The 14,768-nt window shown below is 32.0% G+C and carries 11 protein-coding genes; 4 read left to right on the top strand and 7 right to left on the bottom strand.

What is annotated here, in order from left to right:
- Positions 1-172: 172 nt before the first annotated feature.
- The 5 genes from ssnA to dpaL form a co-directional block, all read right to left on the bottom strand.
- On the bottom strand, positions 173-1,495 hold the full coding sequence (gene ssnA / locus BN3265_RS07990; RefSeq protein WP_058991049.1) for a putative aminohydrolase SsnA: 1,323 nt from the start codon (positions 1,493-1,495) through the stop codon (positions 173-175).
- 9 nt (positions 1,496-1,504) lie between these two features.
- Entirely contained in the window at positions 1,505-4,540 is a 3,036-nt protein-coding gene (ygfK, locus tag BN3265_RS07995) for a putative selenate reductase subunit YgfK (protein WP_058991050.1), read from the bottom strand.
- Between the two features lie 273 nt (positions 4,541-4,813).
- A complete protein-coding gene (locus BN3265_RS08000; RefSeq protein WP_058991051.1) occupies positions 4,814-6,133 on the bottom strand; it encodes a YgeY family selenium metabolism-linked hydrolase in 1,320 nt (439 codons plus the stop codon).
- Between the two features lie 28 nt (positions 6,134-6,161).
- Positions 6,162-7,376, bottom strand: a complete 1,215-nt coding sequence (ygeW, locus tag BN3265_RS08005) for a knotted carbamoyltransferase YgeW (RefSeq protein WP_058991052.1) — start codon at positions 7,374-7,376, stop codon at positions 6,162-6,164.
- Between the two features lie 16 nt (positions 7,377-7,392).
- Positions 7,393-8,637 carry a diaminopropionate ammonia-lyase gene (gene dpaL / locus BN3265_RS08010; RefSeq protein WP_058991053.1) on the bottom strand — a complete coding sequence of 415 codons (1,245 nt, stop codon included), beginning with the start codon at positions 8,635-8,637 and terminating at the stop codon, positions 7,393-7,395.
- Between the two features lie 458 nt (positions 8,638-9,095).
- Between dpaL and selD the strand changes: the two genes are divergently transcribed.
- From selD to BN3265_RS08030, 4 genes are read left to right on the top strand one after another with little or no spacing between them, the layout of a single operon-like run.
- A complete protein-coding gene (selD, locus tag BN3265_RS08015) occupies positions 9,096-10,115 on the top strand; it encodes a selenide, water dikinase SelD (RefSeq protein WP_058991054.1) in 1,020 nt (339 codons plus the stop codon).
- A 12-nt stretch (positions 10,116-10,127) separates the two neighbouring features.
- Positions 10,128-10,712 carry a sulfurtransferase-like selenium metabolism protein YedF gene (yedF, locus tag BN3265_RS08020; RefSeq protein WP_058991055.1) on the top strand — a complete coding sequence of 195 codons (585 nt, stop codon included), beginning with the start codon at positions 10,128-10,130 and terminating at the stop codon, positions 10,710-10,712.
- Positions 10,712-10,981 carry a putative Se/S carrier protein gene (locus tag BN3265_RS08025; protein WP_058991056.1) on the top strand — a complete coding sequence of 90 codons (270 nt, stop codon included), beginning with the start codon at positions 10,712-10,714 and terminating at the stop codon, positions 10,979-10,981. Before yedF ends, BN3265_RS08025 begins: the two co-directional genes overlap by 1 nt.
- Entirely contained in the window at positions 10,968-12,101 is a 1,134-nt protein-coding gene (locus BN3265_RS08030) for an aminotransferase class V-fold PLP-dependent enzyme (protein ID WP_058991057.1), read from the top strand. The genes BN3265_RS08025 and BN3265_RS08030 overlap by 14 nt, the downstream gene beginning before the upstream one ends.
- A gap of 965 nt (positions 12,102-13,066) precedes the next feature.
- Here the strand turns inward: BN3265_RS08030 and BN3265_RS08035 are convergent.
- Entirely contained in the window at positions 13,067-14,101 is a 1,035-nt protein-coding gene (locus BN3265_RS08035) for a sulfate/molybdate ABC transporter ATP-binding protein (protein ID WP_058991058.1), read from the bottom strand.
- Positions 14,094-14,768 (bottom strand): molybdate ABC transporter permease subunit, encoded by a 675-nt coding sequence (gene modB, locus BN3265_RS08040; RefSeq protein ID WP_058991059.1) that lies wholly within the window; start codon positions 14,766-14,768, stop codon positions 14,094-14,096. The genes BN3265_RS08035 and modB overlap by 8 nt, the downstream gene beginning before the upstream one ends.

A 14,768-nucleotide genomic window follows, 5' to 3' on the forward strand; every position in this document is an offset into this window, starting at 1 on the left:
ATCCTATATTAGAATTTTTTAAACTCCAATAATATGATACATTTACTTATAATTTAAACAAATAAATTGATAAAAAAATTTTCCTTATATTTTTAAAATAAGTTCATAAAATATTTAAATAAGAATTTTATTTATTAAGCTAGTTTAAAAAAATAAACTAGCTTAATAAATTTTAAAGATTTTTCCAAATTTTTGCAGCTCTTTGTCTTGAATCTGCGTGGATTTTTGCTTGGTCAACTCTTGTTATTACTTTATCTTTCATAACAAATTTTCCGTTGATTATTGTATCATTTACAAGTCTTCCTGTTAAACCGAAAAGGCTGTGTCCGCCCCAATTATCTTTGTTGATTGGAGTGTATGGATCATAATTTATTGTAATTAAATCTGCATAGGCTCCCTTTTTAATTCTTCCTACTTCATTGTTTAGGAAGTGGGAAACTATATCAGGGTTATTTTTAAATTGCATTTCCAAGGTTTCTCCAAATCCTTTTGTAGGATCTTGAGTGTTGTGAGCTTGGATTATATTTGCAACTTTCATTGATTCAAACATATCGTTTGTATAGGCATCTGTTCCTATTCCTACTTTTAATCCTTTTTCAAAAAATCTATTTACTGGAGGAACTCCTACAGCATTGTTCATATTTGATTCTGGATTGAAAATTACTGGAGTATTATTTTTCTTTAATATATCCATTTCTCTTCCGTTTATATGAACACAGTGGATAGCAAGGGTATTTTCGTTTATTATGCCAAAATCATTTAGTCTTTCTACAATTCTTTTGCCATATTTTCTTTGGCAATCCCATTGGTCCTCGATTCCTTCTGCAATGTGAACATGGAAACCATTATAAACTCCATCCATTGCATCGAGAGCTTTTTCTAATGATTCATCTGAAAGGGTAAATGATGCGTGAAGTCCAAATAATCCTCTTAGCATATCATCATTTTCTTTTTGAGAATGTTTGATCCACTCTACGTTTTCTTTTATTTCCCTATCTCTAATTTCTTCTCCGTCACGATCTGAAAGCTCGTAGCAAAGATTTGTTCTAATTCCTACTTCTTTTGCTGCATCTGCAAGGGTAAAGAGGGAATTTTCTACAGAATTTGGTCCTGAATGGTGGTCAACTACTGTTGTCACTCCGTTTGCTATTGATTCCATATAAGTTGTTAGGGCATTTAATCTTACATCTTCTGTTGTAAGTTCCCTATCAAGAGTCCACCATTGATTTTCTAAAACATTAAAGAAATTATCTGTTGGTTTTGAAAATGCCGCTCCTCTTGCGTAAGCTGAATAAATGTGTGAGTGAGCACATATCATTCCTGGCATAAGAAGTTTTCCTTTTAGATCAATTACTTCTTCATCAGGATATTTATTTAAAATATCCTGATTTTCTCCAACATCTTCTATTAATTTGTCCTTGATATAAACTGCGCCATTTTCATAAAAATTATTGTTCTCATCGTTTGTAATTATTAGGCAATTTGATAATATCATCTTATCTCCTTATGAGTTTAAAATTTCTGTTGGCTTAATATAATAAGCATAGTTTTCTTCGATTGCTTTTATTAATTTTGCCCTATTTTCTGACAAATCATCCAAGTTTTCTACTTCTATTACTTTGCCGTTTTCAAGTCTAACTAGATATTTATTACCATCTTTTAGGAAACCTGTATTTGTTGAATCATCAAAGTCTTCTTTTGTCCAAAATACTGTAAGTTTATCTTTGTAAGGACGTCCTGCGTGTGGACAGTAGAATCCACAGTTTCCACATTCGTTACACATTCCATCTAAATGGATTATTTGGTGAAGATTATCAAATCCTTCAACTTTTATAGCTACGTTTGCTCTGTTTGGACAAACTTCTGTACACATTTCACAGATTTGATCACATTTTAGGCATCTACAACCTTCGTTTTCGTTGTCGATTTTTTCTTGAAGTCTTCCTCTTTTTTCGTAAATAATTTTATTGTCTTCAAGTTTTTCAAATTTTTCGAAATCATTTTCTAGATTTTCTTTTGATAAGATATCAAGGCAAACTGCTTTAGCTTCTCCCATTGCTTTTACAATAGTGCTTGCTCCAGCTCTACAATCTCCAATTACATAAACATTATCAATATTTGTCTCGTAATTTTCTGTAGTTTTTACATTGCCCCAGTCATCTAGGTTAATATTATTTTCTTTGAAAGCACTTGTATCAACTCTTGCACCTGTTGCTCCAATTACTGTATCAAATTCAAGGTCAAGTTTTTCTCCTGTTGAATTTATTGATCTTCTTCCAGACTCATCAAATTCACCAAGTTCCATTTTTTCACATTTTAAAACTTTTCCATCATATGCGTATGGGGCAACTAGTTCATAAATCTTGTGGCCTTCTTCTTTTACATCGTTTACTTCTTCTTGAGTTGCAGGCATGTAAGCTTCTGTTCTTCTGTAAACTAAAGCTACGCTTTCAACTCCGTCAAGTCTTGCTGCAGTTCTTGTACAATCCATAGCTACATCTCCTGCACCTACAACTGCAACTTTTTTACCAACATTTGCCTTGCCATTCATTCTTACATCCCATAAGAAATCAAGAGCATCAAGGATATTTTCGCTTCCTTCTTTTACTGGAGATCTTCCTTTCTCCCAAGCACCTGTGGCAGCAATTATATAATCATAATCTTTTTTCAATTCTTCGTAAGATTCTTTTACTTCAGAATCAAAAACAAATTTTACACCTTGTTTTACAGCAATTTGGTAATCTCTTTCGATTTGTTCGTCAGAAATTCTAAACTCTGGAATAACGTGGCTTACAATTCCGTAAGGTTTTGATAATTTTTCTCTTACTGTAACATCCATTCCATTTCTTCTTAAATATGATGCTGCAGCAATTCCACCAGGACCTGCTCCTATAACAAGAACTTTTTTGTCTGATTTTAAATCTACTTCTTTTATATTTTCTAAATATTTTTCTTGAGCCTTGTTAGCAGCTATTAGTTTCATTTCTCTAATTTGAAGGCTCTTTTCGTAGTCAACTCTTGTACAATGATCTTGACAATAATGAGCACAAAGTTCTCCCAAAATTGTTGGAGCTGTATTATCCATAGCAATAACTTCAATTGCCTTATCATATTCTCCATTTGCAACTAATTTTAAATATTCAGGAATTTGTTGTTCAATTGGACATCCTCCATCCTTACAAGGAGCTTTGTAGCAATCTGTAAGTGGAAGAGGTGAATTTGTTTTTCTTGATCCAACTTTTTCTCTATATAATTTATTATTAACCCATTCGCTTATGGTCTTATCTCTAAGTTTTATAGTTTTTTCAACATCAACATCGTGAACTTTATCACTTAATAAATCTTCAGTTTCTTTTGCCAATTGGTTAAATCTTAAATATCCACCTGGTTTAAGAATTGTTGTTGCAACTGTTATTGGTTGGCCCAAGGCTTCAAAAATTTCTTTAATATTTTTAGCATCAGCCCCACCAGAATATGACATTGGAAGTTTTCCATCAAATTTTTCTGAAAGCATAGCTGCCATAGAAACTGTTAGTGGAAGAAGAGATCTTCCTGACATATACATTTCCTCAGCTGGAAGTTCATTTCTTTTTACATCAACTGGGAAAGTATTTGTAAGTTTTACACCAAAAGCAAGGTCATTTTTCTTTGCAAGATCTAATAATCTTTCAATCATAACAACCGCATCTTCATATTGAAGGTCGTTTTTAAAGTGGTGGTCTGTAAAAGAAATATAATCAAAGCCCATATCATCAAGGGTTTTTCTTGCATATTCATATCCTAACATTGTAGGGTTACATTTAATAAATGTAGACATTTTTTTATCGTCTATTAAATAAGATGCAATTTTTTCAATTTCTTCTGCAGGACAACCGTGGAGGGTTGAAAGAGTTATAGAGTCACAAACATTTGTGCTAATATTTTCTATGTCATCCTTATTGAAGTTTGAAAATTTATCAATATTTTCTTCAAGATATGCTTTACATTCTTTAAATACATCAGTATCCTCAGCATTTCTTAAATTTTCAATGTATGTATCAACTTTTTCAGATTTTATTCCTTCAAGGTCATAACCTACTGACATATTGTAGGCAAAATCTTTTTTATCAGAAAGATTTAGCTCTTTTGCCAAGGCAATAATTGCAAAATATGCTTTTACATATTCGTCATAAGCCTCTTTTACTGTAAGCTCTGTTGACCATTCACAGTTATAGCACTCATCTTCTGAGTTTATACATGGTTTTGCAACAGCCTTTTGTATATCTTCACCGTCAAGTTTTTGAACTGTTTTTAGCTCAATAAATCTTGCTCCTGTTAGGTATGAAACAAGAATATTTTGGGCAAGTTGAGATTGAGGACCTGCTGCAGGACCAACTGCTGATGAGATCTCATCGCCAAAAACTGTTTTTAGCATTTTTCCAGATTCATTTTTGTAGAATTTTTCTTTTTTAATTCCAAAAATAGAACCTTCGTTCTTATATTCTTCCAAAGCCCAATCAATTAGGTCTTTAAAAGGTATAGGTCTCATAAATTCACTCATTTTTTACTCCTTTTATGGTTTTTTATTTAACGATTGATTATAATAGCGTTTTCTCGCCTTATAATTTTTTTATAAAAAATTTTAAAGATGAGGGTAGGAGAACTTCCCTCTCTTTTAATTTTAATATATTTTCTTAAAAATCGAGCCTTCCGCCAAATGTGCAAATGGCTCATTAAAATTAAATTTTAGAAAATAATTTAAGCTATAAATCATTTATATAAAGTTATAAATTTATATCAAGAAAGGACTAGCCTTTCTTGATATTATTTAAAATTATTTTATATATTCAAGTGGAAGAACTGCGTATGTTGCTGCACAAGTTACTAAATCTTGTTTGAATGTAACTTCGTTTGGAGCGTGAGCTTGGTCTTCTGCTCCTGGTCCAAATCCTATTACTGGGATATTGTGTCTTCCCATTATTGCAACACCGTTTGTTGAGAATGTCCATTTATCTGTTAATGGTAAATTCTTTCTCTTTTCAATTTCTTTTTCTACATTTGGTGCAATTCTCTTATCACCATAAAGACCCTTATAAGCTCTTTCTAATGCTGTTGTTACTTCGTGATCTTCTGGAATTACCCATGTTGGGAAGTAGCATTCTTGTTTTTTGCTTAGGCCTGTCCATGATGGTCTTTCGTAATCATACATTGTAACTTTTGCACCGAATTTTTTAGCTGATGGTAGGTCTTCAATTTCTTTTATACAAGATTCCCAAGTTTCTCCAGCTGTCATTCTTCTATCAAGTGAGATTGCACATGAATCTGCAACTGCACATCTTGATGGTGAAGTAAAGAAGATTTGACTTGTTGTAACTGTTCCACGTCCTAAGAAGTTTGCTTCTTTGTAGTCTGGGTTGTATTTTTCGTCAAGCATTTTTACAAGACCCTTGATTTCTACTGAATCATCTGCTGGGTTTTCGTTTAGTTGTTCGATTTCGTTAAGGATTTTTGCCATTTTATAAATTGCGTTGTCTCCTCTTTCTGGAGCTGAACCGTGGCATGAAACTCCTTCAACTTCTACACGAATTTCCATTCTTCCTCTTTGTCCTCTGTAGATTCCACCATCTGTTGGTTCTGTTGAAACTACAAAGTCAGGTTTTATTCCTTCATCTTCAATCATATATAACCAGCAGTTTCCGTCACAGTCTTCTTCTTGAACTGTTCCTGTAACTAAAACTCTAAATTTATCGTTTAAAAATCCTAAATCTTTCATGATTTTTGCACCATAAACTGCTGATACAATTCCGCCTAATTGGTCAGAACCACCACGTCCACCTATAAGATTTTCATCTTCAAATCCTTCGTATGGATCGAATTCCCAATTTTCTCTATTTCCGATTCCTACTGTATCGATATGAGCATCGAAAGCGATTTGTTTTTCGCCTGTACCCATTTCTCCAAGTACGTTTCCTTGACCATCAATCCAAGCCTTATCAAAGCCTACTTTTTCCATTTCTTCTTTGATTCTTTTTGCTTTTGGTCCTTCTTCACAAGATTCACCGTGTTTTAGGATTAAATCTCTCAAGAAAGCGTTCATATCTTCTGAATATTTTTGTGCAGTTTCTTTTACTAAATCATAATTAATTTCTGTCATTTAAATCTCCTTTTAAAATTTAAAATTCTTATTTATTTTCGTCTTCTTTGTCAACTAATCTTTCTTTGTTAGCTTCAATTAATTTTTCAATTGTAGCTTTAGGATCTTTAACTTTTTGTAAGAAGATCATTGCAGCAATTATATATGGTTTAAAGCTTGCTTCTTTATAAAGTGGATCTCTATATCTATCAAATACAGATTCATCAACTTCTCCATCTTCACATGAAAGTCCTGTTATATCTGCTGGAAGACAGTGCATGTATAGAGCTTTTCCGTCTTTTGTAAGTTTCATCATATCTTCTGTACAAGCCCAGTCCATGTGTTCTTTATTTTGTTCAAGAAGTCTTTGTTCAAGTTCATCAATTCCTTTTTGATCTCCTTTTGCATAAAGATCTGTTCTTTCTTCCATAGCTGCAAATGGAGCCCAAGATTTTGGATAAACTATATCAGCATCTTTGAAAGCTTCTTCCATTGAATTTGTTTTTGTAAAGCTTCCGCCGTATTTTTTAGCATTTTCTTCTGCGATTTCTTCAACTTCTGGCATTATTTCATATCCTTCTGGATGAGCTAAAACTACATCCATTCCAAATCTTGTAAATAAACCTGAAATTCCTTGTGGAACTGAAAGTGGTTTACCATAAGATGGAGAATAAGCCCAAGTCATAGCAACTTTTTTGCCTTTAAGATTTTCAATTCCACCAAATTCGTGGATAACGTGAAGTAAATCTGCCATAGCTTGAGTTGGATGGTCAATATCGCATTGAAGATTTACAAGGTGTGGTCTTTGTTCAAGAACGCCGTGATCATATCCTTCTTGTACATATTCAGCAAAGTCTTTCATATATTTGTAGCCTTTACCTATATACATATCATCTCTTATTCCAACTGTATCAGCCATAAATGAAATCATGTTAGCTGTTTCTTTTACAGTTTCGCCGTGAGCTTGTTGTGATTTTCCTTCGTCTAAGTCTTGAACTTCAAGTCCTAGCATATTTGCAGCTGATGCGTATGAAAATCTTGTTCTTGTTGAGTTATCTCTAAATAATGAAATAGCAAGTCCTGAGTCAAAGATTTTTGGAGAAATATTTTTTTCTCTCATAGCTCTTAATGTATCAGCAACTGTAAATATTGCTTCAAGTTCGTCTTGTGATTTATCCCATGTGTGGAAAAAATCATCGTGGTATAAGTTTTCAAAATCTAAGCTTTCTAATTTTTCTAATAATTTGTTGATATCTTGTGTCATTTATTTCTCCTTTTTATTATCTTATTATTTTTTTATATTCAAATTTTTCATCGTTTGTATAATATCCATCCCAAACTACTTTTCTATAGTGTTCGAAGTCTGTATCGCCTTCTGTTGAGATAAATAATATTACTGAATTTTCATCTAATTGTAATTTTTCTTTTATATCTTTTAAATCTTCTCTTTGTAAGATTTCACTAATAGCTCCAAGTGTAGCTGCTCCAGATTCTCCAGAAATAACTCTTTCGTCATCTCCGATTGGATTTCCTAAAATTCTCATTCCTCTTGCAGCTGAGCTGTCTGGAACTGATAAAAATGCATCAACATAAGATTTTAAAATTGGATATCCTACTGTTACAGGTTCCCCACAAGCAAGGCCTGCCATGATTGTGTTCATTTCACCTTCAACATTGTGGATTTTACCGTCATTTATTTTTGCTGTTAGATAGTTACAATTTGCTTTTTCTGGTTCTATGAGTCCTATAAAAGGTTTTTCACTTCCCTTGTATTCATCTGAGAAAAATCCTGTTACTCCTGTTGCAAAAGATCCTACTCCTGCTTGTAAAAAGATGTGAGTTGGTTTTTTTCCTACTTCTTTTAATTGGTCATAAGCTTCCATAGCAAGTGTTGAATAGCCTTGGATAATCCATGTTGGAATTTCCTCGTATCCTTCCCATGCTGTATCTTGTACCATTATATAGCCTTTTTCTTCAGCATATTTGTTGGCAAGTCTTACGCAAGCATCGTAGTTTAAGCCTTCCATGATGTCACATTTTGCTCCAGTTTTTCTGATATTATCTCTTCTTTCAAGAGCTGATCCATCTGGCATCAAAACTACACAATCTTGTTCTAATTGTTGACTTGTCCAAGCAACTCCTCTACCGTGATTTCCGTCTGTTGCTGTTATAAAAGTTACCTTGCCTAATTTTTCTTTGATTTCAGGTGAAATCAATTTCTCGTATGGTAAGTCTTCCAAGTCCATATCAAGTTTTTGGGCTATGTATTTTGCCATAGCATAAGATCCTCCCAAAACTTTAAAAGCATTGAGACCAAATCTTAATGATTCATCTTTGACAAAAATATCCTCAACACCAAATAAATCTGCAAGATTGTTTAATCTTTTTAAAGGTGTTACAGAATATTGGGGAAAGCTCGCGTGAAATTTTTGAGCTTTTGAAGATTCTTCCTCATTAATAAAACTTAAATCAGCTAAATCTTCCAAATTTCTTTCGTTTAAAACTATATTAAAACTCTCTTTCAATCTTTTTTCTCCTTTCTAGAACTGCTTCTGGTATTATAGTAACATATCACACATCAAAATGCAAGCTTTTTTAAAAATGTTTTCAAAAAAAGTTTTTAAACTTGCACTTTAAAATATTTTACGAATTTATTTTTTAAAATTTTTAAGAAACTTTTTATTTTTTTGTAAAAAAATTCAGAGCGTAGACAAAGTCAGTTTAATGATTCATTAATGATTTAAAAATAAAATTACGCTAAAACCCATCTCGACTAAGCGAGTGAAACGAACGCATGGAGAGATCTCATGAGATTTCTCGACTCACTACGTTCGCTCGAAATGGGTGAAATTCAGTTTGTCAAAAGTCTGTATTTTTTCGCCTTTTATTTTTTTAAATTAGGATTTTTCTTTTATAAAATTTTTCCTATAGTATAATTTAGATATAATACTTAAAATTCAATAATTATAGAAAGTAGGTAGATATGTCAAATATAGAACTAGAAGTTTGCGGGGGTTGCAACGCAAAAATTCCCCAAGAAAGTCTAGGCGAGACCTTATCTTCTATTAAAAATTTTAAAAGAGATGATGTTTTAATTGGATACGATACCATGGATGATTCTGCTTTGGTAAGAGTCGATAAAAATAATGGAATCGTAACCACCCTAGATTTTTTTCCACCTATGGTTTCTGATCCCTATATTTTTGGGCAAATTGCAGCTACAAATGCCCTATCAGATATTTATGCTATGGGAGCTGATCCAATTTGTGGACTAAATATTGTTTTGTTTCCTGAAGATGAAAATATAGATATTTTGAAAAAAATTCTTCAAGGTGGTGCTAGTAAGGTTATAGAAGCTGGTGCATCTCTTGTTGGTGGTCATTCTATCCACGATCCAAAAATAAAGTACGGACTTTCAGTTACAGGAAAAGTTGATATTGATAAGGTTTGGAAAAACAATACGCCAAATGAAAAAGATCTTTTGATTTTGACAAAACCCTTGGGAGTAACTCTTGTTACAAATGCTTATGGAATTGATATTCTTGGGCAAAAAGAGATGGATAAGGCTATTTCTTCCATGATATTTTTAAATAAATATGCCAAGGAAATTTTGGAAAAATATAGGATAAGATCAGCTACCGATGTTACTGGTTTTTCTTTTATGGGCCACTTATCAGAAATGCTTGGCGATAAATATTCCGCCATAATTGATTCTAAAAATATCCCAATCCTTGATGGGGCAAAAAAAGCTGCAAGCGAATTCGTCTTTACCAAGGGAGGTCAAAGAAATAGGATGCATATGGAAGATAGGGTAGAATTTCTTGTCGATGACTTTGCACTTGAGGAAGTTTTATACGATCCTCAAACATCCGGAGGACTTTTGGTAAGTATTAATAAAGATGATGCAAAAAATGCCTTGGAAGAGTTAAGAAAAAATAAGATTGATGCAAAAATCGTTGGTCAAATTAGTAAAAAATATGATAAATCAATATTTGTAGAATAAAGGAGTAAAAAAATGAAAGAAATTGATGCTAGAGGAATCGAATGTCCAATGCCTGTAATTATGGCAAAAAGAGAAATTAAAAATGGTGCAGAAAATTTTTATGTACTTGTAAATGAAGATATTGCTGTAGAAAATTTGAAAAAACTTGCCAAAGAAACAGGCTTTGATGTTGAAATCGAAGAAAAAGAAGACGAGGTTTTTAAATTAACATTTAAGAAAAATGATGAAGAAACAGAGAAAAAAGATAAGGGAGAAAGCCTATCATCTTCATATGTTGTAGTTTTTGATTCTGATAAAATTGGTGATGGAGATAAAGATTTTTCAAAATCTCTTTTGGAAAGTTTCTTAGTTTCAATAACTGAGGCAGATGTTCTTCCAAAATATGTAATTTGCTACAACAAGGGAGTATTTTTGACAACACAAAGAGAAAATACCATTGAAGATTTGAAAAAACTTGCTGATAACGGAGTAGATATAATTTCATGCGGACTTTGTCTTGACCACTATGGAGTAAAAGAAGAATTAAAGGTTGGAAGAATTTCAAATATGTATGAAATTTCTTCACTAATGAGAACCCATCACACAATAAGACCATAATGGAATATGTTATTTATACTTTCAAATCATCAAATTTTGCCTATCTTGCCCTTAGTAAAGTCGAAAGTGAAAATATAAGGGCAAGGCTAGTCCCTCTTTTGCCAGAAATTGACGCAGGTTGTGGGCTTTGTCTTAGGTATGAGAAAAAATTTGATGAGAAAGTAAGGGAAATTTTTTCAAAAAATAAGCTGAATTTTGATGAAAAATACCTGCTTGTTTACAAAGAAAACGAGAGAAAGCCAGAGGTTAGAGCCTATGATTTATCTTGATAATGCTGCAACAACAATCGACAAGGACGAATCAGTCGCAAGGGCAGTTTATAATGCTATAAATTCAAAATCTTTTGGAAATCCATCAAGAGGAGCCTACAAGGTTAGCCTTGATGCTTTGGATTTATTGATGCAAACAAGAAAAAAAGTTGGGGCTTATTTTGGCATGGATAATCCCCTAAATGTTGTTTTGTGTCAAAATATAACTTTCGCCCTAAATTTTGTTATAAAATCTCTATTTAATAAAAATGACCATATAATAACAAGTCTTTCAGAGCACAATTCAGTTTTAAGACCCCTTTATGGTTTGGTAAAAGATGGGACAGAAATTTCTTTTATTGGAATAAAAGATGATTTTAGCCTTGATCTTGAAAAAATCGAAAAATTGGTCAAAAAAAACACCAAGGCTTTAGTCATTACAGGAGCATCAAATGTTTCGGGAGTTTTGACAGACCTTGATAGGGCTTATGAAATTTGTAAGAAAAATGATTTGAAATTAATAATTGACGGAGCCCAAGTTGCAGGATACCTGCCTTTTGATATAAAAAAATATGATAATTCAATATTTTTATTCACAGGCCACAAAGGCCTTCACGCTCCCCAAGGAACGGGCGGATTTATTGTAAATGGGGATTTTGAATTTAGGCAAGTTTTTGCTGGAGGATCTGGTTTTGATTCATTTTCAAAAACCCAACCCCACATATTGCCAGATTTATTTGAGCCAGGAACTGCAAATGTTCATTCCTTTGCAGGATTAAAGGCAGCTGTAGAATTTTTGGAAAAAAATCCTCATAAGGATATAAATGAGCTTACAAAAATTTTATATGATGGCTTAAAAGATATTAAGGGGATAAAATTTTATTCAAATATAAATTTAAAGCACGTGCCAATAGTTTCGTTTAATATAGGCAATATTCCTGCAAATTATATAGCAATGAAACTTTGGGATGATTATGAGATTTGCGTAAGAGCAGGCAGCCATTGTGCCCCACTTTTTCACGAAAAAATGGGAACAAAAAAACAAGGCATAGTAAGGATGAGCCTGTCATTTTATAACACAAAAGAAGAAATAGAAAAAACGATAGAAGCTGTGAAAAATATAGCAAAAGAAAGAAGCTAGGCGAGACCTAGCTTTTTTTCAGTTATAGATTTTTTAAAATACTTATTTGAATGCACTATTTATTGTCTTAGTTTTTGAAGGAGATCTCTCCACAAGGTCGAGATGGGTGAGTGTGTGCTTTTTTTAATTGCTGAAGTTTTTATTTTTAGGTTTTAAGTGATAGAAATATTATTTTTCAATTTTGATACTGAAATTTAAAAATAACTATAAGTTTCTTTTATTATATTTTATTCGAAGTTTAAAAATATAGACATATCTACCCCATCTCGAGCGAATGTAATGAGTCAAATTGATTTTTTAAAATATATTTTATTTTATTGAAATCTAGTTTAATCTTATTCAAAGTATAAAAGTATATCTCGCATAACCCATCTCGAGCCTAGTCGAGAGATCTCTTTTGTTGATTTCGGCTTATATTTTCATTTATACTTGGTATTATATATATTGGATTATATTTTAAAATGCTTACTATTTCTTTCGTCTTAGTTTTTGAAGGAGATCTCTCCACAAGGTCGAGATGGGTGAGTGTGTGCTTTTTTTAATTGCTAAAGTTTTATTTTTTGGTTTTAATTATTAAATTTCTTTTTAAAATTGCTAATTTATTATAAAAAAGTGAGTTTATTTAAATTTTATTTAAATTTATTCGAAGTATAAAAGTATATACTCGCATAACCCATCTCGAGCCTAGTCGAGAGATCTCTTTTGTTGATTTTAGCTTGTGTTTTATTTTATATTTGTAATATATATCGGGTTATTTTTTGAATGCACGCTCTATCTTTTATCTTAGTTTTTGAAGGAGATCTCTCCAAAAGGTCGAGATGGGTGAGTATGTGCTTTTTTTAGTTGCTGAAGTTTTTACTTTTTATTTTATAAAACAAAAAAGAGAACATCGCAAAAAATATGAATAGTCATCATTTTACAACAGTCTATTTTTTCTATATCATGAGATTTTTTAAAATTTATTTTTATTTTAAAAACATTATTTTATCTTCTCTCAAATTAAAATATAAATTTTTCTCGTTTTTTAAATTCTTCCATTTTTCCTTGTCCAAAAATACGGTAATTTGGCCTTGGCCGTCTTTTTTTCTTATTATTAGACACATATTAAAAGTTTGTTCTATTTCTTTTAATATTTCTAACTCGTATGAATTTTTTTCTTTTTTATTTTTAGAAATTTCTACATCATGGCCTCTTATACCTATAAATTTTTCTTTATAATCTTTTTCTAAATCTAAATCAAGATCCCAGGCTTTCAATTTATAGGAATTTTCTCCGATTTTTTCAATTTCTGAGAAATTTTTGCAACCTGATAGCTCTGCTGCTGCTATTGTTTCTGGATTGTGGAAAAGTTCCTTGGTTCTTTTTTTAGACTCTGATTTTCCTTTTGTCATTACAACTATATCATCGCACATCCTATAAATCTCGTCCCTATCGTGGGATACAAAAAGGGTTGGAATTTTGTATTCTTCTATAATTTTTCTAACTTCAAGCTCAATTGACCATCTCAAATATCCATCAATCGCTGAATATGGTTCGTCTAACAAAAGAATTTCTGGTTCATTTACCAAAATTCTTGCAAGAGCCGTTCTTTGTTTTTCTCCACCGGAAATCATATCTGGACGTTTGTTTTTTATATGGTCTATGTGGAGTTCTTCTAATTTTTTATTTATTATTTTTTCAAAATTTTTATTTTTTCCCCTAAATCCAGTTTTAATATTTTCATAAACTGTCATATTTGGAAAAAGTGCGTAATCTTGAAAAAGGTAGGCAACTTTTCTGTCCTTGGTTGGTATATTTATTTTTTTATCTTTATCAAAAAGGATCCTACCATTTAAAATTATTTTTCCACAATCTGGTTTTATTATTCCTGCTATGGCTTTTAGGGTCAAACTTTTGCCAGAACCTGACGCTCCCAAAATCCCCAAAATTCCTTCTTCGTTTGTAAATTTTGCATCAAGCTTAAAATTTTCAAAATTTTTTTTGATATCAACTTCAAGCATGGGCCTTCTCCCCCTCTTTTGTATCTTCCAAAAAATTTATGGCAACAAGGACTATAAATGAAATTAGAACATTTATCATGACCCATTTATATGCGATTTCGTCTTGACCAATTCTCCAAAATTGATAGACACTTGTTGAAATTGTTGCAGTTTTTCCTGGAGTGTAGCCGCTTACCATTGAAGTTGCTCCATATTCTCCAAGGGCTCTTGCAAAGGATAAAACTAAACCTGCCATTATTCCTTTTTTGCAATTTGGCATCAAAACTTTCCAAAAAATCCAAGTATTTGACTTTCCCAAAGTTTGAGCAGCGTAGGTTAAATTTTCATTGTAAGCTTCAAAGGCTCCTCTTGTTGTCCTATACATCAAGGGAAAGGTAACTATAACTGTTGCAAAAATTGCTGAATACCAATTCATAATAAGTGGAAATTTAAAATAATCTACAAAAATTTTCCCAAGTCCTGAATTTGGTCCTAAAATTTTAATTAGAAAAAATCCTACAACAGTAGGAGGCAAGACCAAGGGTAGGGTTAATACCACATCGATTGCCCCCTTTACTTTTGCAGGTAGTTTTTTAATATAGTAGGCGGCAAATATACCAAGAAAAAATATTATTACTGATGATATACTTGCAATCCTTATTGAATTATATAATGGATAAAGGTCCAT

Source organism: Anaerococcus rubeinfantis, from assembly GCF_001487145.1.
Classification (GTDB): Bacteria; Bacillota; Clostridia; order Tissierellales; family Peptoniphilaceae; genus Anaerococcus; species Anaerococcus rubeinfantis.